Raw genomic sequence first — 20,157 nt, forward strand, 5'->3', positions numbered from 1 at the left:
ACGCTCTCAGTTGTCCGGTCCGACAGACGGACCGCACCGAATGCCGCGCATTGTAGCCGCATGAGGTAGGACTGGCACCTAGTGTTCTGTCTCGGAAATAAGCTGTTCACTGTTGGCGGCGTCTTGGGCGCCCGGCCGGCGTTGCCACTCCTCGCCATAGCCCTGCTATGACTCGTCGCGGCGCCTTGTCCGGACACCCAAGCCACTCGCCAAAAGAGAACGTATTTCCGAGACAGGACACTAGCTGTTTCGATGGGCCGAACGTCGTATCAATCCGATGACCGGCAACAACCCCACCAGCACCAACGTCAGCGCCGGCAGCGCGGCCCGGGCCCACTCCCCTTCGCTGGTCATCTCGAAAATCCGCACCGCCAGCGTGTCCCAGCCGAACGGGCGCATCAGCAAGGTCGCGGGCATTTCCTTGAGCACGTCGACGAACACCAGCAACGCGGCGCTCAGAGTGCCCGGTAGCAGCAACGGCAGATACACCTTGAAAAACAATCGCGACCCACTGACACCGAGACTGCGTGCGGCTTCAGGCAACGATGGGCGGATTCGTCCAAGGCTGCTTTCCAGGGGGCCGTACGCCACGGCCAGGAAACGCACCAGATAGGCCAGCAGCAGGGCCGACAGGCTGCCCAGCAGCAAGGGCTTGCCCGCGCCACCGAGCAAGGTCGACAGAGGGATAACCAGCTCACGATCCAGATAGCTGAACGCAAGCATGATCGACACCGCCAGCACCGAACCCGGCAAGGCATACCCCAGGTTCGCAAGCCCCACGCCGGCGCGAATAGCCCGGGTCGGGGCCAGGCGCCGGGCGAAGGCCAGCAACAACGCCACGCAAACGGTGACAAGCGCCGCCAGCCCCCCCAGGTAAAGGGTGTGGACAATCAACCCGGCATAGCGCTCATCCAGATCGAAACGGCCTCGTTGCCAAAACCACACCACCAGTTGCAGAACCGGGATGACAAATGCGCAGACGAATACCAGCAGGCACCAACCGCTGGCCGCTGCTGCCTTGAGACCGCGCAAGGTATACAAAGCCTTGACCCTGGGTCGTTCGTTACTGGCTCGCTGGGCCCCCCGGGCCCGGCGTTCGCCGTAGAGCACCAGCATCACCGCCAGCAACAACAGGCTGGCCAGTTGGGCAGCACTGGATAGGCTGAAGAAGCCGTACCAGGTCTTGTAGATGGCAGTGGTGAAGGTGTCGAAGTTGAACACCGACACCGCTCCGAAATCCGCCAGGGTTTCCATCAACGCCAGCGCCACACCCGCCCCAATGGCCGGCCGGGCCATCGGCAATGCCACGCGCCAGAACGCCTGCCACGGCGATTGTCCAAGTACCCGTGCCGCTTCCATCAAGCCCTTGCCCTGGGCCAGGAACGCACTGCGCGCCAGCAGGTACACGTAGGGATAAAAGACCAGGACCAGCACCAGGATCACCCCGCCGGTGGAACGGACCCGGGGCATGCGCAGACCGCTGCCGAACCAGTCCCGCAGCAGGGTCTGCACCGGACCGGCAAAGTCCAGCAGGCCCACGAAAACAAACGCCAGCACGTAGGCCGGGATCGCGAACGGCAGCATCAATGCCCAGTCGAGCCAACGACGGCCCGGGAACTCACACAGACTGGTGAGCCAGGCAAGACTGACACCCAGCACCGTCACACCTGAACCCACACCCACGATCAGCGTCACGGTGTTGCCCAACAGACGCGGCATCTGGGTGTCCCACAGGTGGGACCAGATCTGCGGGTCGATGCTTTGCCAGGACAGCAGCAGCACGCTCAAGGGCAACAGGACCAGCGCGGCGACGGCGAAGACCAGGGGGTACCAGCGGCGTTGGGCGGGATGGGTCAAGGAAGGTGCTCGTTCAAATGATGCATGGGCAGGCTCACACAAAACCTGTGGCGAGGGGATTTATCCCCTCGCCACAGGGAACCTCGCCCCGTATGTCAATTCCAACCCGCCCGGTCCATCATACGAATGGCTTCGGCCTGGCGCTTGCCCGCCACCTCCACCGGCAGCGTGTCGGCCTTGAACTTGCCCCAGGCTGCGACTTCCTTTGACGGCTCCACTTTGGGATTGGCCGGAAACTCCTGGTTCACGTCGGCAAAGATACTTTGCGCCTCGGGCGTGGTCATCCACTCCACCAGTTTCTTCGCCGCCTCCGGGTGCGGTGCGTGCCGGGTCAGGCCGATACCCGACAGGTTGATGTGCCCCCCCCGGTCGGCCTGGTTCGGCCAGAACAGCTTCACTTTCAGGTCCGGCTTCTGCTGGTGCAGACGGCCGTAATAATAGGTGTTGACGATGCCGACGTCGCACTGCCCGGCATTGATCGCCTCAAGCAGCGCGGTGTCGTCGGAGAACACGTCGGTGGATAGGTTCCGGACCCAGCCCTTGAGGATCTTCTCGGCTTTTTCCGCACCATGGGTTTCGATCAGGGTGGCGGTCAGGGACTGGTTGTAAACTTTCTTCGAAGTGCGCAGGCACAGACGACCTTCCCATTGGTCGTCTGCCAGGGCTTCGTAGGTGGTCAGCTCGTCGGGTTTGACCCGGTCGGTGGAGTAGGCAATGGTCCGTGCCCGCAGGCTCAAGCCGGTCCAGGCATGGGAAGAGGCACGGTATTGGGAGGGGATGTTGGCGTCGATCACCGGGGAGGTGAAGGGCTGGAGAATCCCCATCTGCTCGGCCTGCCAAAGATTGCCGGCGTCCACGGTAAGCAACAGGTCGGCGGTGGCATTTTCACCTTCGGCCTTGATGCGCTGCATCAACGGCGCTTCCTTGTCGGTAATGAACTTCACCGATACACCGGTCTTTTGGGTGTAGGCATCGAAGACCGGCTTGATCAGCTCATCGATGCGCGAGGAGTAGACCACCACCTCATCGGCGGCCTGCGCGGCAGTGGAGCCGATCAGGGTCAGGGCGAGGGCGGACAGCAGGCGCTTGGGTGCCAACATGGAAGCGGTCTCTCGATGGGTGAACGAGCGCAAATGATAAAGACTCACATTTGGCAGCTCAATCAAACAGTGGGTGGAGACATTTCCAAATGTTGCTGTCGTGGGGAATGGGATGGCTGCTCGCGATGAGGCCATAAGCCCAAGGCCAAAATCTCAAGCCTTGGCCAGATCCGGCAGATCCCCGATCAACCCCAGCGCCTCGCGCACGAACAACGCCTTGGCCTCGGGCAGGCGGTCCACCAGCTTCAACCCGGTATTGCGCAACCAGCGTACCGGCAATGGATCGGCCTGGAACAGCCGCTCGAAACCTTCCATCGCTGCCATCAGCGCCAGGTTATGGGGCATGCGCCGCCGCTCGTAGCGGCTCAGCACCTTGACGTCCGCCAGCCGCTCGCCTCGTGCGGCGGCCTGCAGCAGCACTTCGGCCAGCACCGCCGCATCAAGGAAACCCAGGTTCACGCCCTGCCCGGCCAGCGGGTGAATGGTGTGGGCCGCATCGCCGATCAAGGCCAGGCCTTCGGCCACGTAGCGTTTGGCGTGGCGCTGGCGCAAGGGTACGCACAGGCGCGGATCGGCGCTGAGGACCTGGCCGAGCCGGCCTTCAAAGGCCCGCTCCAGCTCGGTGCAGAAACCGCCGTCATCCAGCGCCATCAAGCGCTGCGCCTCGCCAGGGGTCGTGGACCAGACAATCGAACACCAATCGTGCCGGCCGTCGCGCTCCAGGGGCAGGAAAGCCAGCGGACCGTTGTCGGTGAAGCGCTGCCACGCCGTCATTCGATGGGGTTTGGTACTGCGCACGCTGGTGACGATGGCATGGTGCAGGTAATCCCACTCGCGGGTGGCGACCCCCGTCAGGCGGCGCACGGCGGAATTCGCGCCATCGGCGGCGATGACCAGCGGTGCCCGCAGGGTGCGACCATCGGCCAGGGTCAGCAGCCAGTCATCGCCGGAGCGGCGCATCTGCTCGAGTCGCGCGTTGGCGAGCAGACCCAGGTCGCAATCATGCAACCGGTCCAGCAATGCATCCTGCACCACACGGTTTTCAACGATATGCCCCAGGGTGTCGGCATGCAGGCTTTCGGCGGAAAAATGAATCTGTCCGGTGCCGCTGCCATCCCAGACGTGCATGTCGGTGTAGGGACTGGCGCGGCGGGTGGCGATGCCATCCCAGACGCCAAGGCGTTCGAGGATCCGCTGGCTGGCCGTCGACAAGGCACTGACCCGGGGTTCGAATGCCGCCTGGGAATCGAAGGGTTTGACGCTCATCGGGCTGCCGTCGAGCAACAACACCTGCAAGCCACTGCTCTGCAACGCCAGCGCAAGGGCGCTGCCGACCATACCGGCGCCGACAATCAGCAGATCTGCACGCAATTCCATGCTTTATGCCTGTTTTGCGGGCGACATGAGCCGCCCATGAAAAGAATATTCAATCCCATGCCTACACATCGGGCCGGGTCCCAAGGCCCATGGCCTGACGGGCGAACCAGCGCTTGGCGGGGGGCAACGCGTCGAGACCGAGCAAGCCGAGGTTACGGGCCACCGACACCAGTGGCAGGCGACTGCTGAACAGCCGCGTGACCTGGTCGGAGAAACCCACCGTCAAGACCTGGTCCATCCGCTGGCGCTCGCGATAGGCTTGCAGCACGGCAAAATCCCCCGGGGCGCTTTCACTGTCCAGCAAGGCATCGGCCAGAGCCTGGGCGTCGCGCAGCGACAGGTTGAAGCCCTGCCCGGCAATCGGATGCAAGCTGTGGGCGGCATTGCCCAGAATCGCCAGATGCGGGCGCACCTGCTCCTCGGCCTCCACCAGCGCCAAGGGGTACAGATGTCGCACGCCCACCTGTTTCAAGGCACCCAGGCGATAGCCGAACACACTCTGCAATTCGCTGAGGAAACTGCGCTCGTCGAGGTCCGCCAGCCGCTGTGCATCCATGCCCTGACGGGTCCAGACCAGGGCGCAGCGATTCTCCGGCAGCGGCAGCAAGGCCATCGGGCCGTCATCGGTGAAGCGCTCGAAGGCCATGCCGTCGTGGGCTTCACCGGGAGTGATGTTGGCAATCAACGCGCTCTGGTCATACGGTCGATGGCGTACACCGACGCCCAACTGTTCCCGAAGACCGGAACGGCCGCCGTCGGCCAGCACCGCCAGGTCGCACTCCAAGAGCGTTTCGTCATCCAGGGTCAGGCGATAACCGCCCTCCTGCGGCTCCATCCGAGTGACTTGCGCCGGGCAACGCCAACTGACCACGTCCTTGTCCAGGCCTTGCCACAGGCACTGACCAAGCCAGGCGTTTTCCACTACATAGCCCAGGGCCGGGACACCTTCCTCGCTGGCCGACAGCCTCGCCGTGGAAAACCGTCCCCGATCGGACACATGGATCTGCTTGATAGGCTCGGCACGCTGGGATATTTCCTGCCAGCGTCCCAGGCGCTGATAGATTTGCCGGGAGCCAAAGGACAACGCCGAGGACCGGGCATCGTAGCTCGGTTGCCAGGCATGGCCAGGGGCGAAGGGCTCGATCAGGACGATCTTCCAGCCCCGGGCCTTGGCACCAGCTTGCAGGGCCAGTGCCAGGCTCGCACCGACCAGGCCACCGCCAATGATGGCCAGAGTGACCCGACTCATGCCACTTGTTCCCGTGCATCGGCCATCAGGGCCTCGATTTCAGCGACGGTCTTGGGCACGCCCCGGGTCAGGATCTCACAACCGCTTCTGGTCACCACCACATCATCCTCGATACGCACACCTATGCCGCGCCATTTTTTCGCTACGCTGCGGTTGTTTGGAGCAATGTAGATGCCCGGCTCCACAGTCAGTGTCATGCCGACTTCCAGCACCCGCCATTCACCGCCGACGCGGTATTCGCCCACATCGTGCACATCCATGCCCAGCCAGTGGCCAGCGCGGTGCATGTAGAACGCCCGGTAGGCTTCGCTGGCGATCAACTCGTCCACCTCACCCTCCAACAGCCCAAGGCGCACCAGCCCCTCGGTAATGACCTGGACCGTCGCCTCATGGGCCTGGTTCCAGTGCTTGTCCGGCGCGATCTCGGCAAACGCCGCTTCCTGGGCCGCCAGCACCAGCTCGTAGATCGCCTTCTGCTCGGGGGAAAACCGGCCGTTGACCGGCCAGGTCCGCGTGATGTCGCTGGCGTAGCAGTCGATTTCACAACCGGCGTCGATCAGCACCAGATCGCCATCCTTGAGCAGCGCGTCGTTCTGCTGGTAATGCAGGATGCAGCTATTGCGGCCCGCCGCGACAATCGAGCCATAGGCCGGCATTTTCGCCCCGCCCTTGCGGAACTCGTAATCCAGCTCGGCTTCCAGGCTGTACTCGTAGAGCCCGGGCCGCGCCGCCTGCATCGCCCGGACATGCGCCTGGGCGGAGATCCGCGCCGCTTCACGCATGACCTTCACTTCCGCCGCCGATTTATACAGGCGCATGTCGTGCAGCAAATGATCCAGGGCAACGAATTCGTTCGGCGGCTGGGCGCCGAGGTTGGCCTTGGAGCGAATCACGTTGATCCACTCCATGAGGTGCCGGTCGAATTCCGGGTTGCTGCCCATGGCCGAATACACCCGGTCGCGGCCTTCGATCAGGCCCGGCAGGATGTCGTCGATGTCGGTGATGGGAAATGCGTCGTCGGCGCCGTAATCCCGGATCGCGCCTTCCTGCCCGGCGCGCAGGCCATCCCACAACTCACGCTCGGCGTTGCGCTCGCGGCAGAACAGGATGTATTCGCCATGGGCCCGTCCAGGCATCAACACGATCACCGCCTGCGGCTCGGGAAAGCCGCTGAGGTATTGGAAGTCGCTGTCCTGACGGTAGACATGCTCGACGTCGCGGTTGCGGATCGCAACGGCGGCGGCGGGCAGGATTGCGATACTGTTTGGCTCCATCTGCGCCATCAGGGCCTTTCGACGACGGCTGTATTCCGACTTCGGGATATGAATCATGGGCAGACGGTATTCCCTCTAAAATTCAATGCAAGGATGGCTTGGGGGCCGCTGCATCGGTTTTCCGGGTCTCGGTGAACAGCAGCAATGGCGCGACCCGCAGGTACTCCATCACTTCCATGTAGTCGCTTTCGCCGTCATCGGACTCTTCCAGTGCATCCTGGACCTGGGAAATCGCCGCCAGGTCCTGCAGCACTTCCTTCGCCTCCTCACTCAGCGCGTATTCGCGGCGGGTCAAGCCGAAGCCAGCGAGGAAGCCCTGGCACCACTGACCCAAGGCAGCAGCGCGCTCGGCCAGCGGCGCGTCGTCGGTGGGCAGCAGCAGGACCACGGTCATGTCATCGCTGGTCAGCTCGCCCTTGACCATTTCCTGCAAGCCGATGAGAGCGTTGCGGACGTTGTCAGCCGGCTCGCCTTCGAGCAGCTCGGCAGCGTCGGCCAGCCAGCCTTCGGCGTCGAAGCCGGCGCCCGCGCAGCTACGGCCGAGCAGCAGGCCATGCAGTTCGGCAGGCGATACGGGGTGGCCGCTGGTGCTCAGCAGGGTGGCGAAAGCTTGATACGGGGAATTCTGAATGGGCATGGGCAGCTAGGCGCCAGACGGCGCTATGTCTAGAATGGAGGCCTTGTATCCTACATCGACAGACTCGCCAAGACTATCAGAGGCTGTGCGACACACCTCCCCATCAGACACAATCTTCAGTGGACACAATGGAAGACACCGACCTGCAAGCGCTGATGGCCAGACTCGAATTGCTAATTGACCGGGTCGAGCAACTAAAGAGCCAGAACGGACTCTTATTAGCTCAGGAAAAAACCTGGCGCGAGGAACGCGCTCACCTCATTGAAAAAAACGAAATCGCCCGGCGTAAGGTCGAATCGATGATTTCGCGCCTCAAGGCCCTGGAGCAAGACTCATGAGTTCAAGCAATAGCGTTACCGTGCAGATCCTCGACAAAGAATATTCGATCATCTGCCCCCAGGAAGAGCGCAGCAACCTGGTGAGCGCCGCCCGTTACCTGGACGGCAAGATGCGCGAGATCCGCAGCAGCGGCAAAGTCATCGGCGCCGACCGCATCGCCGTGATGGCTGCCTTGAACATCACCCACGACCTGCTGCATCGCCAGGATACGCCGGATATGCAGGTCAGCGGCTCGACCCGTGAACAGGTGCGCGACCTGCTGGAACGGGTGGATCTGGTGCTGGCCACCGATCCGGACGTCAGCAAGGGCTGATTCGCGAAGCTGCCTGGGGTATACTTGCGTCACTCCCTGGGGTGCTTGCCAGTTGGTGATGTCCCTGAGCCGATACGCACAACCACGGGGGTTGCACGTTGGGGCCGGTGTGCATGTCCGCTTGACGGAAAGCCTTAACGCCTCCTGCAACTTCCACCTTGAACTCTCGGGTTCAAGGGCTAAGCCGGCAGCGGTTCATCCGGGGAGCCTGATTTCCAGACAATGCCAGTCTTCAAGACTGGCATTGTCGTGTCTGGCGCAGGCATTTCTGGCGACAACGTTTGCGGTTACGCTGTGCCATCCAAGCCAGACTCGAAGCATCGATCATGTCCGAACCCGCGTTGCTGCCCCGCCCCCAACTTCGACGCCTGCTGCGCCAGGCCCGTCGCGCCCTGACGCCCGCCCAACAACGACAAGCCGCCCAGGGACTCTACCGGCAATTGGCCCAACATCCGATGTTTCGCCGCGCCAGGCACATCGCCCTGTACCTGCCCAACGACGGCGAGATCGATCCACGCCTGCTGCTGCGCGCCGCCCAGCGCCGGGGCAAGGCTACTTACCTGCCAGTGCTCAGCCCATGGCCGCGGACCAAGATGGTTTTCCAACGCATCCGCCCCGGGGAACAACTACACCCCAATCGTTTTCGTATTCTCGAACCACGGATCGACCTCGCCCGGCAACGCAAGGTCTGGGCATTGGACCTGGTATTGCTACCGCTGGTAGGGTTCGATGATGTGGGCGGCCGACTGGGCATGGGAGGCGGATTCTATGACCGCAGCCTGGCGTACCTGGCGCGACGCAAGCTATGGCGCAAGCCGACGTTGCTGGGGCTGGCCCATGAATGCCAGAAAGTCGAAAGACTGGCGCAGGCGAGCTGGGATGTACCATTGCAAGGAACGGTCAGTGACAGGCATTGGTATATTGCAGGGTAGGCGCCGCGAAACTCAGCGGCGCCTGGAAGACAGTTTCAGCGTTTAAGCGGTGGCGCGGGTTGGGTGACATCCATCGGCGCCTCGGTCTTGCTGGCCCACAGGCTTTGGGCGTAACCCGTGGTCACGACACCCAGACCGAACAGAATGACCAGAATCCACAACAAATCCGGTTTGCGTTTCATCGATTGCCCCCCTCAAGGCATATCACACACGATGACAGCAGCGGTTTTCTTATTGGCCGTGCAGCAGCGTCAAGCTTGGAAGGCCGGCATTTTGCGACAACCTTGATCGTCACGCAAACGCTGGCGTCAACCGACCGTCGGTTTGTCATAAAATCGCTGAACTATTTTTAGCACACCGCCCAGGAGTAGAAGTCATGGCCTATTGGCTAATGAAATCCGAGCCCGACGAATTGTCCATCCAAGGCCTGGAAAAACTCGGCCAGGCCCGCTGGGACGGGGTCCGCAACTACCAGGCGCGCAATTTCCTGCGGGCCATGGCGCAGGGCGACAGCTTCTTTTTCTACCATTCCAGCTGTCCGGAGCCGGGCATTGCCGGCATCGGACAGATTGTCCGGACGGCCTACCCGGACCCGACGGCACTCGAGCCCGACAGCCACTACTTCGACCCGAAGGCCAGCCTGGATAAGAATCCCTGGACCGCGATCGATGTCGCCCATGTCGAAACCTTTCCCCGCGTGCTGAAACTCGACTACCTCAAACAACAGACCGCCCTGGCCGAGATGCCACTGGTGCAGAAGGGCTCACGACTGTCGGTGATGCCGGTGACGGCAGAGCAGTGGGCGGCGGTAGTTGCGTTGAAGCCGTAAAGATGCGGCGTTTCACACACCGCCTTCGCGAGCAAGCCCGCTCCCACAAGGACTGATGATGTTTCTTGTGGGAGCGGGCTTGCTCGCGAAGGGGCCCGCCCAGGTAATACATGCCTTACTGAATGATCAGGTTGTTGAACAACAGATCATCCACCATCGGCTTGCCGGTCTCATCGTTCATCACTTGCTGGGTCTGCTTCAACGCTTCCTGGCGCAACTTTTCCTTGGCTTCAAGGTTGTTCATGGTCTCGCTGGTCTGCTGGGCGAACAGCGCAACCAATTGGTTGCGAATCAGCGGTTCATTGGCCTTCACCGCCGCCGCAGCGGCATCGCCGGTCACGCGCAGGGCTACGTCGGCCTTATAGACCTTCAATTTCGCCGTGCCATCCAGACCGTAGTTACCCACGAAGGGCGGGCTCAGGGTGATGTAGCTGACCTTCGGCGCCTCCCCCTCTTTTGCTTCCTTGGCCTCTTCGGCCATCACTGCCGCAGGCAGCGACAGGGCCAGCATCAACACGATCCACGCTTTCACATTCGACTCCTCATCCGGTTTTGCGGCCCAGCATACCGACCCGCCGTTCAAGCACAAGCTTATGGCCGGCTATCAGGACGGGGCATGCTCGTTGACCCGTTGACTCTCACACCTACACTTATCGGCCATCACTCCCAAAGGAATAGCCCTGATGAAAGCCGTGCTGTGCAAAGAATTCGGCCCCGCCGAATCGCTGGTGCTGGAAGACGTCGCCAGCCCCGTCGCGAAGAAGAACGAAGTGCTGCTGGACGTGCATGCCGCCGGGGTGAACTTCCCTGACACGCTGATCATCGAGGGCAAATATCAATTCAAACCACCCTTCCCGTTTTCTCCCGGCGGCGAAGCGGCGGGTGTCGTCAGGGAAGTGGGCGAAAAAATCAGTCACCTCAAGGTCGGTGACCGAGTGATGGCACTGACCGGTTGGGGCAGCTTTGCCGAACAGGTCGCGGTGCCGGGCTACAACGTGTTGCCGATCCCGACCTCCATGGACTTCAACACCGCCGCAGCCTTCAGCATGACCTATGGCACCTCGATGCATGCCCTCAAGCAGCGGGCCAACCTGCAACCTGGCGAAACCCTGCTGGTGCTCGGTGCTTCCGGCGGCGTGGGCCTGGCAGCGGTGGAGATCGGCAAGGCCATGGGCGCGCGGGTGATCGCCGCCGCCAGCAACGCGGAAAAACTGGCCGTAGCCAAGGCCGCCGGCGCCGACGAATTGGTCAATTACAACGAAACCAGCCTCAAGGACGAGATCAAGCGCCTCACCGACGGTCAGGGCGTCGACGTCATCTACGATCCTGTAGGCGGCGATCTGTTCGACCAGGCCATCCGCTCCATCGCCTGGAATGGCCGGCTGCTGGTGGTTGGTTTCGCCAGTGGACGCATCCCCGAACTGCCGGTGAACCTGGCCCTGCTCAAAGGCGCGGCCGTGGTGGGTGTGTTCTGGGGCTCCTTTGCCCAGCGCCAGCCTCAGGACAACGCCGCCAACTTCCAGCAATTATTCGACTGGTTCGCCGAGGGCAAACTCAAGCCGCTGGTCTCGCAACTGTACCCACTGGATAACGCCGCCCAGGCGATCAATGACCTCGCCCAGCGCAAGGCTGTGGGAAAGGTGGTTGTGCAGGTGCGTTGACTACATCGATGCGTCCCCGACGCCCACGGCGTCGGGCCGCGACGGCCCCGGTATCGAAACGCTTGCGGCACCGAGGCCCACAACGTCGCCAGCTTATGCCTGGACGACGAGTTCGTTTATGAACATCCCCCCGGCAACATTTCCCCCGTGCAGAGCAAAACAAGCGATGCTATTTTCGGTAACGAAACTGTAATATTCGCATTCGCAGTCATAACAAGAGTCCGGAGTCCTTGAATGTTTGCTTTCTTCCGCCCTGCCGCACACCAGGCACCCCTGCCTGACGAAAAAATAGACAGCACCTACCGACGCCTTCGTTGGCAGATTTTCGCCGGGATTTTCATTGGGTACGCGGGCTACTACCTGCTGCGCAAGAACTTCACCCTGGCATTTCCAGACTTGATCGCCCAAGGTTATACAAAGGGCCAGCTCGGCGTGGCGGTATCGGCGATTGCGATCGCCTACGGCCTTTCCAAGTTTCTGATGGGCATCGTGTCCGACCGTTCCAACCCTCGCTACTTCCTGCCCTTTGGCCTGGTGATGTCCGCCGCGGTGATGTTCGTTTTCGGTTTCGCACCGTGGGCGACGTCCAGCGTGACCATCATGTTCATCCTGTTGTTCATCAACGGCTGGGCGCAAGGCATGGGTTGGCCACCGAGCGGGCGAACCATGGTGCACTGGTGGTCGCAGAAAGAACGCGGCGGTGTGGTTTCGGTATGGAACACCGCACATAACGTCGGCGGCGGCCTGATCGGCCCGTTGGCGATTCTCGGCATGGGGTGGTTCAACGACTGGCACAGCAAGTTCTACGTGCCGGCCGCCGTGGCCCTGCTGGTGGCTGCATTTGCCTTCATTGTCATGCGCGATACCCCGCAGTCAACCGGTTTGCCACCCATCGAGAAGTACAAGAACGATTACCCGGAAGGCTACGATGCCAGCCACGAGAACGAATTCAGCGCCAAGGAAATCTTCGTCAAGTACGTGCTGCGCAACAAGATGCTCTGGTTCATCGCACTGGCCAACGTCTTCGTCTACTTGCTGCGCTACGGCATCCTGGACTGGGCGCCGACCTATCTTAAAGAGGTCAAGCACTTCGACTTCGACAAGACGTCCTGGGCTTACTTCCTGTACGAATGGGCAGGGATCCCCGGCACGCTGCTGTGCGGCTGGATGTCGGACAAGATCTTCCGTGGCAACCGTGGCCTGACGGGCATGGTGTTCATGGCCCTGGTGACGGTCGCGACCCTGGTGTATTGGCTGAATCCGCCGGGCAACCCGATGATCGACATGATCTCGTTGTTCGCGATCGGCTTCCTGATCTATGGCCCGGTGATGCTGGTGGGTCTGCAGGCGCTGGAATTGGTACCCAAGAAAGCGGCCGGTACGGCTGCCGGTTTTACCGGCCTGTTCGGTTACCTGGGCGGTTCAGTCGCGGCCAGTGCCATGATGGGTTACACGGTGGACTATTTCGGCTGGAATGGCGGTTTCATCCTGCTGATCGCCGCGTGCCTGCTGGCCATGGCGTTCCTCGCGCCAACCCTGGGACACAAGCAAGTCAGCAGTCAGAGCCGCGAAGCGGTGGCCTGATCGAGGGTTGATCTGCAACGCTTGAGCCGCGCCTCCAGATTCCGATCCGGCATGGCGTGGCTGCGCAGGGCGTGAATGGTCTGCTCGACATAATCGCGGGTAGTGCCGAAACGCCCGCAGGCGCTTTCAAACACTTGGCTCAGCACATGGTCCGGCAGGTTGCCGGCATAGCTGGGCAGGTGTCGCTCCAGCACAAAGCCCAAGGCCTGCACACGGTTGCCGTTCTCGAGCCGGCAACTGAGCCAGTGCGGACGATAGGATGGAACCGGCATCTCTCGCTGCCACAAGGCAAACAACGAGTCCTCGAGATTCTCCTCCGGCAACCGGTAGGCGAAACCGCTGCATGAGCCACCACGATCCAGTCCGAACACCAGCCCCGGCAATTCCGGCGTACCGCGATGCTCATGGGACCACAAGTACAAACCGCGATGATAACCGTGGACCCGCCCGCGTATCCGCTCCACTGCCGTGCATTCCGGCCGCCAGATCAATGAACCGTAAGCGAACAGCCAGACCGGACCGCCTTGGTGAAGGCGCATGGTCGACTGCATCGACGTGAGCAATTGTTCTCGGGTCAGTTGCGCGCCCAGATCGAGTCGTGGCGGATACAAGGCGCAGCCAATGGCGGTTTCGATAGCGGTCATGGCCGGTAGCAGTAAGCTCCTCACAAGGATCGGGAATGGATCGGCGCGCGTCATGGGCCTGACGCTTGTCAGATCCCAGGCAAGTTGGATGCCAGACACACCCATGACACTGGAAAATCCCTGTGGCGAGGGGATTTATCCCCTCGCCACAAAAAAGCGCCACCCAGAATCGTTCAAGATCAAGGCTCAGGCGCGAGGGGCGTAGGCAAACACGTCGGCGCGCATTTGGTGGGCATCCATCCCGGCCTCCACCAGCGCATCGAGGGTGGCATAGATCATCGCCGGCGAGCCGCTGGCATAGACGTATACGCCCGACAGATCGCTGATGTCTTCGCACACCGCCTCATGGAGCATCCCGCAGCGCCCTTCCCAGCCGCACAGGTCGCTGACGACCTTGTGCAGGAACAGATTCGGCAGCTTCTTCCACTCGTCCCAATGCTCGATCTCATAGAAATCGTCCGGCCGCCGCACGCCCCAATAGAGATGCACCGGATGCTTGAAGCCTTCTGCCCGGCAGTGCTCGATCAGGCTGTGCATCTGTGCCATACCGGTACCGGCGGCGATCAACACCAACGGACCGTCCGGCAATTCGGACAAATGAGTGTCGCCAAAAGGCATCTCGACATGAACGTTGGGATTGCGTTGCAGTTGCTCCAGCAGCGCCTTCGCACTGTTTTCGCGCACCAGCACATGCAATTGCAGATCGCGCCCCGAATGTGGCGCCGACGCCAGGGAGAAAGCCGATTTATCGCCATTCTCCCGTTCGATCATCAGATACTGCCCCGCATGGTAGCGCGGCGGCTTGCCCGCCGGCGCCCGCAGGCTGACCCGCCAGACATCGCCACCCACATCGACACAACCGGTGACCTGGCACGCCAGGCGACGCACCGGCAACTCACCCGGCGCCAATACCCCGTCCCACAACACTACACAGTCCTCCAGGGGCTCGGCGATGCAGGTGAAGATCTCTCCGTGATCACAAACGTCGCCGGCCTGCCGCACGCGGCCTTCCACCAGCAACGCACCACAGACATGGCAGTTGCCGTTGCGGCAGCTTTGCGGGCATTCATAGCCCAGGCGCCGCGCACCATCGAGAATTCGCTCGGCGGGCCGTATCTCCAGCACCGCGCCGGACGGCTGCAAGGTCACACGCATCAATCTATTCCTAACTGATTCCAAATGGCATCGATCCGTTGGGTAACGGCTTCATCCTTGACGATAACCCGGCCCCACTCACGGGTGGTTTCTCCAGGCCATTTATGCGTGGCATCGAGCCCCATCTTCGATCCCAGGCCGGAGACCGGCGAAGCGAAGTCGAGGTAGTCGATCGGCGTGTTGTCGATCATCACCATGTCGCGCTTGGGGTCCATGCGCGTGGTAATGGCCCAGATCACGTCGTTCCAGTCCCGTGCATTGATATCGTCGTCAGTGACGATAACGAACTTGGTGTACATGAACTGTCGCAGAAACGACCAGACGCCCAGCATCACCCGCTTGGCGTGCCCTGGATACGACTTCTTCATGGTGACCACGGCCATGCGATACGAACAGCCCTCCGGCGGCAGGTAGAAATCGGTGATCTCCGGAAATTGCTTTTGCAGGATCGGCACAAAGACTTCGTTCAACGCCACACCGAGGATGGCCGGTTCATCGGGCGGACGGCCGGTGTAGGTGCTGTGGTAGATCGGCTTCACCCGATGGGTGATACGTTCGATGGTGAACACCGGGAAGCTGTCGACTTCGTTGTAGTAGCCTGTGTGGTCGCCGTACGGGCCTTCATCGGCCATTTCGCCGGGGTGGATCACCCCTTCGAGGATGATCTCGGCGGTGGCCGGGACTTGCAGGTCGTTGCCGCGGCATTTCACCAGTTCGGTGCGGTTGCCGCGCAGCAGGCCGGCGAAGGCGTATTCGGAGAGGCTGTCGGGCACGGGCGTGACCGCCCCAAGAATGGTCGCCGGGTCCGCGCCCAGTGCCACCGATACGGGGAAAGGCTGGCCGGGGTGTTTTTCACACCACTCGCGATAGTCCAGCGCACCGCCACGGTGGCTCAGCCAACGCATAATGACCTTGTTGCGGCCAATCACCTGCTGGCGATAGATACCCAGGTTCTGGCGATCCTTGTTCGGGCCTTTGGTGACGGTCAGGCCCCAGGTGATCAACGGCCCCACATCGCCCGGCCAGCAGGTCTGTACCGGAAGCATCGCGAGGTCGACATCATCCCCTTCGATTACCACTTCCTGGCAAATCGCGTCCTTGACGACTTTCGGTGCCATGGAAATGATCTTGCGAAAAATCGGCAGTTTGGACCAGGCGTCCTTCAGGCCCTTGGGTGGCTCGGGCTCCTTGAGGAACGCCAGCAACTTGCCGATCTCGCGCAGCTCGTCGACCGACTCGGCGCCCATGCCCATGGCCACGCGCTCCGGTGTGCCGAACAGGTTACCCAGTACCGGTATGTCGTAGCCTGTTGGGTTTTCGAACATTAACGCCGGGCCTTTGGCCCGCAGCGTGCGGTCGCAGACTTCCGTCATCTCCAGCACCGGAGAGATGGGAACCTGGATGCGTTTCAACTCGCCGCGCTGCTCAAGCTGCTGCACGAAATCCCGAAGATCCTTGAATTTCATTGAGATGCCACCCCGAAAATAGGCGTACATCCTACCTGCTCCAGCGCCCGAACAGCAGCCCACGCGTGCGCAGAGCAGTCAATTATCGGCAGTACCCAGCAGCAGCGGAGCAAACAACGGTCCCAGACGAGCACTACCGAGGTCCGACAAATGATCCTCATCCCGGTATTGCGAGTAACCATTGGCCTCGATTGGGCAGATCCGATCCGAGCACATCAACGGCGTAGGATCGATGACATGTACGCCGGGGTCGGCAGCCTTCATCGAGTCGAACAAGGCGCCCAGGAAGTGCTGGCGCGCCAGGTGCTCCGAGAGCGGACGGCCCAACCCCTCGGCCGAACGCCCTATGCGCGCCAGGCTCGTCAGTCGGCCGATGGCACCCTTGCGTTGCAACGGCACCTCCTTGAACAACCAGACCTGCGCGCCCGTTGCCCTGATCGCTGCGACGCGCGCCTTGAGCGCCGCGGCCATACGCGCCTCGGCTTCGGCGGTATTGTCGCGGGGATCGAGCAACACCTTCTTGTCGCCATCCTCACGACCGTAGACATATAAGCTCCAGTTGGATGCCAGTACCACATCCTTGATCTTCAGGCGACGAACCTGCTCCATGGTTCGTGCATTGAAATCCTTGCAACGCGGCCTCGGGTCATCGCTGAGAATTGGCGGGCAGGCGCTCATGCTGTAAAGCCAGACCGGGCCACTACCGTGCGCGATGCTACTTTCAATCGCCGGCAACAGCGCCGCAGCGTGACTGTCGCCCCAGAACAGCCGGGGCGCCGGGGCATCCTTGTGCCCGCCCAACAGGCATGCCTTGTCCAGACGCTTGTCTGAAGTCACCAGCATGCATTTCATCTGCCCCGCTCGCCATTCCCGCGCCTGCGCATACTCCATTGCTTTGCCGGTAAGGCGCTGGGGAAAGCCATCCGCCGACCGTACCACCGAACCCGATACAGCCAGGACAGCCATGGCCAGCAACCCTCCCACCAACACGGGTTTACGCCCAGCCAGCAGGCGCTTTTCACGGAACGCAAGCTCAACGAAACGCCAACTCAGCCAGGCAAGAACCAGCGCCAGCAGAATCCAGCACGCCGCCTCCCACGGCTGGATTCCATCGATGGAGATGGCGTTGGCATAGACGTAGACCGGCCAATGCCACAGGTAAAAGGAATAGGAAAGCAAACCCACCCAGACCAGAGCCCTGGTACTTAACACCTGAGCGACCCAGGTCGAACAGCGAGCGCCTGACCAGATCAATGCCGTGGTACCGAGCACAGGAAATAAAGCGGCCCAGCCCGGAAACACCGTCGTTTCGTCGAAGGTGAAAACCGCTGCCAGGATCGCCATCAACCCAGCCACGGCGGCGAACTGACAGATCCACGGTCGAACAGCGTGCCTGGGCGCAGGCAGGACCGCCAACATCGCCCCGCACAAAAGCTCCCAGGCCCGGGTCGGCAACGAGAAGAAAGCAACGTCAGGCTTGCGGTCGATGTAAGCGATATTCAGCCCGAAAGAAATCAACAGCAGGGCAAACAGCATCCAACGCCAATGGCGAACGTGGCGCATCAACAGCACCATCAGCAGTGGAAAAAAGATGTAGTACTGCTCTTCGACAGCCAGGGACCAAGTGTGAAGCAGCGGCTTCAGATCCGAGGCAGGCGCGAAATAACCATCTTCACGCATGAACAGGATGTTTGAGATAAACAGAGATTGATAACGAACCGTCCTGCCAAGCTCTGAAAAATCCTTGGCCGTCAGCAGTAACCAGCCGACGGCCAGTGAAGCCAGCAGTACCACGCTCAAGGCCGGGAGGATACGTCGCGCCCGACGCGCCCAGAAATCGACGAAGCTGAAACGCTGCGCACTGATCTCGCGGAACAGGATACTGGTGATCAGGAACCCGGAAATGACGAAAAAGACGTCGACACCGACAAAACCACCGCTGAATGTGCCGAAACCGAAGTGAAACAAAACAACTGGAATAACGGCCAGCGCCCTCAAGCCATCAATGTCACGGCGGTTGCCAAACGTATGCATAACGCTCCTTGTCGCTTTGAAGACCCATGATGAACACGGACACAGCCAGCCTACGAAAGTTGTCCATTTTGATAAAAAACTTCGCAAAAAAAAGAGCGCCTCATCTGAGGCGCCCTTTTTTTCTACAACCTGACTTCGTGTTACTTACGCTTCATCGACAGGAAGAACTCATCGTTGGTCTTGGTCGTCTTCAACTTGTCGACCAGGAACTCGATGGCCGCCACTTCGTCCATCGGGTGCAGCAGCTTGCGCAGGATCCACATGCGTTGCAATTCGTCATCGGCGGTCAGCAGCTCTTCGCGGCGAGTGCCGGAGCGGTTGATGTTGATGGCCGGGAACACGCGCTTCTCGGCAATGCGACGATCCAGGGGCAGCTCCATGTTGCCGGTGCCCTTGAATTCCTCGTAGATCACTTCGTCCATCTTCGAACCGGTTTCAACCAGTGCGGTGGCGATGATGGTCAGCGAGCCGCCTTCTTCGATATTGCGCGCGGCGCCAAAGAAACGCTTCGGTTTCTCCAGTGCGTGGGCATCGACACCACCAGTCAGTACCTTGCCGGAGCTCGGGATCACGGTGTTGTAGGCACGGGCCAGACGGGTGATGGAGTCCAGCAGAATGACCACGTCCTTCTTGTGCTCGACCAGGCGCTTGGCCTTCTCGATCACCATTTCGGCAACCTGCACGTGGCGGGTCGGCGGCTCGTCGAACGTCGAGGCAACCACTTCGCCGCGCACGGTGCGCTGCATCTCGGTCACTTCTTCCGGACGTTCGTCGATCAGCAACACGATCAGGTGAACTTCAGGGTTGTTACGGGCGATGTTGGCCGCGATGTTCTGCAGCATGATCGTCTTGCCCGCTTTCGGCGGCGCCACGATCAGACCACGCTGACCTTTGCCGATGGGCGCGCACAGGTCGATGACACGACCGGTGAGGTCTTCGGTGGAGCCGTTACCGGCTTCCATCTTCATGCGCACAGTCGGGAACAGCGGGGTCAGGTTTTCGAAAAGAATCTTGTTCTTCGCGTTTTCCGGACGGTCAAAGTTGATCGTGTCGACCTTGAGCAGGGCGAAATAACGCTCGCCTTCCTTCGGAGGGCGGATCTTGCCAACGATGGTGTCACCGGTGCGCAAGTTGAAACGACGGATCTGGCTCGGCGAGACGTAGATATCGTCCGGGCCGGCGAGGTAGGAAGCGTCCGCGGAACGGAGGAAGCCGAAGCCGTCCTGGAGAATCTCCAGCACGCCATCACCGGAGATTTCCTCGCCGCTCTTCGCGTGCTTCTTGAGCAGGGAGAAAATCACGTCCTGCTTGCGCGAACGGGCCATATTTTCTATGCCCATCTGTTCGGCCAATTCGAGCAGTTCGGTAATCGGCTTTTGCTTGAGTTCAGTCAGATTCATATAGGAATGACGTAATCATTTATGGAGGGGAAATTAAGCTTTTGGCTTAATGAGGCCGCGCCGCAGAGAAGGCGACAGGATCGCGTACTTATTCGAAAGGAGTGCGTCGGCGACGGCTTGCAGGGGGCAATGGAGAAACCAGTGCGGGGCCGAATGTACCACCTGGATTTGCGAGCGTCTAGCCCCGAAGAACGAAAAAGCCCCGCGATTGGCGTAATGCTGTTCACTTAAGCATTTGAGTCCAAGCCGGGCTTTCTAGAAAATCCGATACCAGTCCTCTGGTATCGGATTTTTTATGCCCATTCA

19 protein-coding genes and 1 other RNA gene are annotated in these 20,157 nt (G+C 61.1%); 7 read left to right on the forward strand and 13 right to left on the reverse strand.

Annotation, left to right across the window (positions count from 1 at the left end):
• Positions 1-240: 240 nt before the first annotated feature.
• From FBX99_RS24825 to FBX99_RS24850, 6 genes are all read right to left on the reverse strand, one after another.
• Complete coding sequence (locus FBX99_RS24825; protein ID WP_145133215.1) at positions 241-1,857, reverse strand: iron ABC transporter permease; 1,617 nt, start codon at positions 1,855-1,857, stop codon at positions 241-243.
• 95 nt (positions 1,858-1,952) lie between these two features.
• On the reverse strand, positions 1,953-2,957 hold the full coding sequence (locus FBX99_RS24830; RefSeq protein WP_144926677.1) for an extracellular solute-binding protein: 1,005 nt from the start codon (positions 2,955-2,957) through the stop codon (positions 1,953-1,955).
• Positions 2,958-3,110: 153 nt separating this feature from the next.
• On the reverse strand, positions 3,111-4,328 hold the full coding sequence (locus FBX99_RS24835) for a 2-octaprenyl-3-methyl-6-methoxy-1,4-benzoquinol hydroxylase (protein ID WP_178112057.1): 1,218 nt from the start codon (positions 4,326-4,328) through the stop codon (positions 3,111-3,113).
• Between the two features lie 67 nt (positions 4,329-4,395).
• Positions 4,396-5,583, reverse strand: coding sequence for a 2-octaprenyl-6-methoxyphenyl hydroxylase (gene ubiH, locus FBX99_RS24840; RefSeq protein WP_144926682.1), 1,188 nt, complete (start codon positions 5,581-5,583; stop codon positions 4,396-4,398).
• Positions 5,580-6,914 (reverse strand): Xaa-Pro aminopeptidase, encoded by a 1,335-nt coding sequence (pepP, locus tag FBX99_RS24845; protein ID WP_144926685.1) that lies wholly within the window; start codon positions 6,912-6,914, stop codon positions 5,580-5,582. Before pepP ends, ubiH begins: the two co-directional genes overlap by 4 nt.
• A 25-nt stretch (positions 6,915-6,939) precedes the next feature.
• Complete coding sequence (locus tag FBX99_RS24850; protein ID WP_144926688.1) at positions 6,940-7,494, reverse strand: YecA family protein; 555 nt, start codon at positions 7,492-7,494, stop codon at positions 6,940-6,942.
• A gap of 128 nt (positions 7,495-7,622) precedes the next feature.
• Here FBX99_RS24850 and FBX99_RS24855 point away from each other — a divergent pair, with 128 nt between their 5' ends.
• The 4 genes from FBX99_RS24855 (at position 7,623) to FBX99_RS24870 (ending at position 9,078) form a co-directional block, all read left to right on the forward strand.
• Entirely contained in the window at positions 7,623-7,832 is a 210-nt protein-coding gene (locus FBX99_RS24855; RefSeq protein WP_003177365.1) for a TIGR02449 family protein, read from the forward strand.
• Positions 7,829-8,146: a cell division protein ZapA gene (locus FBX99_RS24860; protein ID WP_144926691.1), complete on the forward strand. Its 318-nt coding sequence runs from the start codon at positions 7,829-7,831 to the stop codon at positions 8,144-8,146. The genes FBX99_RS24855 and FBX99_RS24860 overlap by 4 nt, the downstream gene beginning before the upstream one ends.
• A 30-nt stretch (positions 8,147-8,176) precedes the next feature.
• Positions 8,177-8,356: non-coding RNA, 6S RNA (ssrS, locus tag FBX99_RS24865), on the forward strand.
• A 116-nt stretch (positions 8,357-8,472) separates the two neighbouring features.
• Positions 8,473-9,078: a 5-formyltetrahydrofolate cyclo-ligase gene (locus FBX99_RS24870; RefSeq protein ID WP_144926694.1), complete on the forward strand. Its 606-nt coding sequence runs from the start codon at positions 8,473-8,475 to the stop codon at positions 9,076-9,078.
• Between the two features lie 35 nt (positions 9,079-9,113).
• Here the strand turns inward: FBX99_RS24870 and FBX99_RS28970 are convergent, their stop codons facing one another.
• Entirely contained in the window at positions 9,114-9,260 is a 147-nt protein-coding gene (locus FBX99_RS28970; protein WP_162843591.1) for a hypothetical protein, read from the reverse strand.
• A 194-nt stretch (positions 9,261-9,454) separates the two neighbouring features.
• On the opposite strand from FBX99_RS28970, the gene FBX99_RS24875 reads away from it, so the two are divergent.
• Positions 9,455-9,907, forward strand: coding sequence for an EVE domain-containing protein (locus FBX99_RS24875; protein WP_144926697.1), 453 nt, complete (start codon positions 9,455-9,457; stop codon positions 9,905-9,907).
• A 115-nt stretch (positions 9,908-10,022) separates the two neighbouring features.
• Here the strand turns inward: FBX99_RS24875 and FBX99_RS24880 are convergent, their stop codons facing one another.
• Entirely contained in the window at positions 10,023-10,439 is a 417-nt protein-coding gene (locus FBX99_RS24880; protein WP_144926700.1) for a flagellar basal body-associated protein FliL, read from the reverse strand.
• Between the two features lie 151 nt (positions 10,440-10,590).
• Between FBX99_RS24880 and FBX99_RS24885 the strand changes: the two genes are divergently transcribed.
• Positions 10,591-11,568: an NADPH:quinone oxidoreductase family protein gene (locus tag FBX99_RS24885; RefSeq protein ID WP_144926703.1), complete on the forward strand. Its 978-nt coding sequence runs from the start codon at positions 10,591-10,593 to the stop codon at positions 11,566-11,568.
• A gap of 234 nt (positions 11,569-11,802) precedes the next feature.
• Positions 11,803-13,152 carry a glycerol-3-phosphate transporter gene (glpT, locus tag FBX99_RS24890; RefSeq protein ID WP_144926706.1) on the forward strand — a complete coding sequence of 450 codons (1,350 nt, stop codon included), beginning with the start codon at positions 11,803-11,805 and terminating at the stop codon, positions 13,150-13,152.
• On the opposite strand, the gene FBX99_RS24895 is transcribed toward glpT, so the two are convergent.
• The 5 genes from FBX99_RS24895 to rho all read right to left on the reverse strand — a co-directional run bounded on the left by FBX99_RS24895 (position 13,128) and on the right by rho (position 19,851).
• Positions 13,128-13,796: a gamma-glutamylcyclotransferase gene (locus FBX99_RS24895; RefSeq protein ID WP_144926708.1), complete on the reverse strand. Its 669-nt coding sequence runs from the start codon at positions 13,794-13,796 to the stop codon at positions 13,128-13,130. The two genes, glpT and FBX99_RS24895, sit on opposite strands and share 25 nt — an antisense overlap.
• A gap of 186 nt (positions 13,797-13,982) precedes the next feature.
• A complete protein-coding gene (locus tag FBX99_RS24900) occupies positions 13,983-14,951 on the reverse strand; it encodes a CDP-6-deoxy-delta-3,4-glucoseen reductase (RefSeq protein ID WP_144926711.1) in 969 nt (322 codons plus the stop codon).
• Positions 14,951-16,417 (reverse strand): 4-hydroxy-3-polyprenylbenzoate decarboxylase, encoded by a 1,467-nt coding sequence (gene ubiD / locus FBX99_RS24905; RefSeq protein WP_145133217.1) that lies wholly within the window; start codon positions 16,415-16,417, stop codon positions 14,951-14,953. Before ubiD ends, FBX99_RS24900 begins: the two co-directional genes overlap by 1 nt.
• A gap of 78 nt (positions 16,418-16,495) precedes the next feature.
• Positions 16,496-18,451, reverse strand: a complete 1,956-nt coding sequence (locus FBX99_RS24910) for an acyltransferase family protein (protein WP_144926717.1) — start codon at positions 18,449-18,451, stop codon at positions 16,496-16,498.
• A gap of 140 nt (positions 18,452-18,591) precedes the next feature.
• Entirely contained in the window at positions 18,592-19,851 is a 1,260-nt protein-coding gene (rho, locus tag FBX99_RS24915) for a transcription termination factor Rho (protein WP_003206716.1), read from the reverse strand.
• Positions 19,852-20,157: the final 306 nt, after the last annotated feature.

It is taken from the genome of Pseudomonas sp. SJZ074 (assembly GCF_007828215.1).
Taxonomy (GTDB): Bacteria; Pseudomonadota; Gammaproteobacteria; order Pseudomonadales; family Pseudomonadaceae; genus Aquipseudomonas.

Coding starts and splice junctions, on each gene's coding strand:
- FBX99_RS24830 (WP_144926677.1), bottom strand. CDS start 2,957: ATGTTGGCACCCAAGCGCCTGCTGTCCGCCCTCGCCCTGACCCTGATC.
- ubiH (WP_144926682.1), bottom strand. CDS start 5,583: ATGAGTCGGGTCACTCTGGCCATCATTGGCGGTGGCCTGGTCGGTGCG.
- pepP (WP_144926685.1), bottom strand. CDS start 6,914: ATGATTCATATCCCGAAGTCGGAATACAGCCGTCGTCGAAAGGCCCTG.
- FBX99_RS24850 (WP_144926688.1), bottom strand. CDS start 7,494: ATGCCCATTCAGAATTCCCCGTATCAAGCTTTCGCCACCCTGCTGAGC.
- FBX99_RS24855 (WP_003177365.1), top strand. CDS start 7,623: ATGGAAGACACCGACCTGCAAGCGCTGATGGCCAGACTCGAATTGCTA.
- FBX99_RS24860 (WP_144926691.1), top strand. CDS start 7,829: ATGAGTTCAAGCAATAGCGTTACCGTGCAGATCCTCGACAAAGAATAT.
- FBX99_RS24870 (WP_144926694.1), top strand. CDS start 8,473: ATGTCCGAACCCGCGTTGCTGCCCCGCCCCCAACTTCGACGCCTGCTG.
- FBX99_RS28970 (WP_162843591.1), bottom strand. CDS start 9,260: ATGAAACGCAAACCGGATTTGTTGTGGATTCTGGTCATTCTGTTCGGT.
- FBX99_RS24875 (WP_144926697.1), top strand. CDS start 9,455: ATGGCCTATTGGCTAATGAAATCCGAGCCCGACGAATTGTCCATCCAA.
- FBX99_RS24885 (WP_144926703.1), top strand. CDS start 10,591: ATGAAAGCCGTGCTGTGCAAAGAATTCGGCCCCGCCGAATCGCTGGTG.
- glpT (WP_144926706.1), top strand. CDS start 11,803: ATGTTTGCTTTCTTCCGCCCTGCCGCACACCAGGCACCCCTGCCTGAC.
- FBX99_RS24895 (WP_144926708.1), bottom strand. CDS start 13,796: ATGACCGCTATCGAAACCGCCATTGGCTGCGCCTTGTATCCGCCACGA.
- FBX99_RS24900 (WP_144926711.1), bottom strand. CDS start 14,951: ATGCGTGTGACCTTGCAGCCGTCCGGCGCGGTGCTGGAGATACGGCCC.
- ubiD (WP_145133217.1), bottom strand. CDS start 16,417: ATGAAATTCAAGGATCTTCGGGATTTCGTGCAGCAGCTTGAGCAGCGC.
- FBX99_RS24910 (WP_144926717.1), bottom strand. CDS start 18,451: ATGCATACGTTTGGCAACCGCCGTGACATTGATGGCTTGAGGGCGCTG.
- rho (WP_003206716.1), bottom strand. CDS start 19,851: ATGAATCTGACTGAACTCAAGCAAAAGCCGATTACCGAACTGCTCGAA.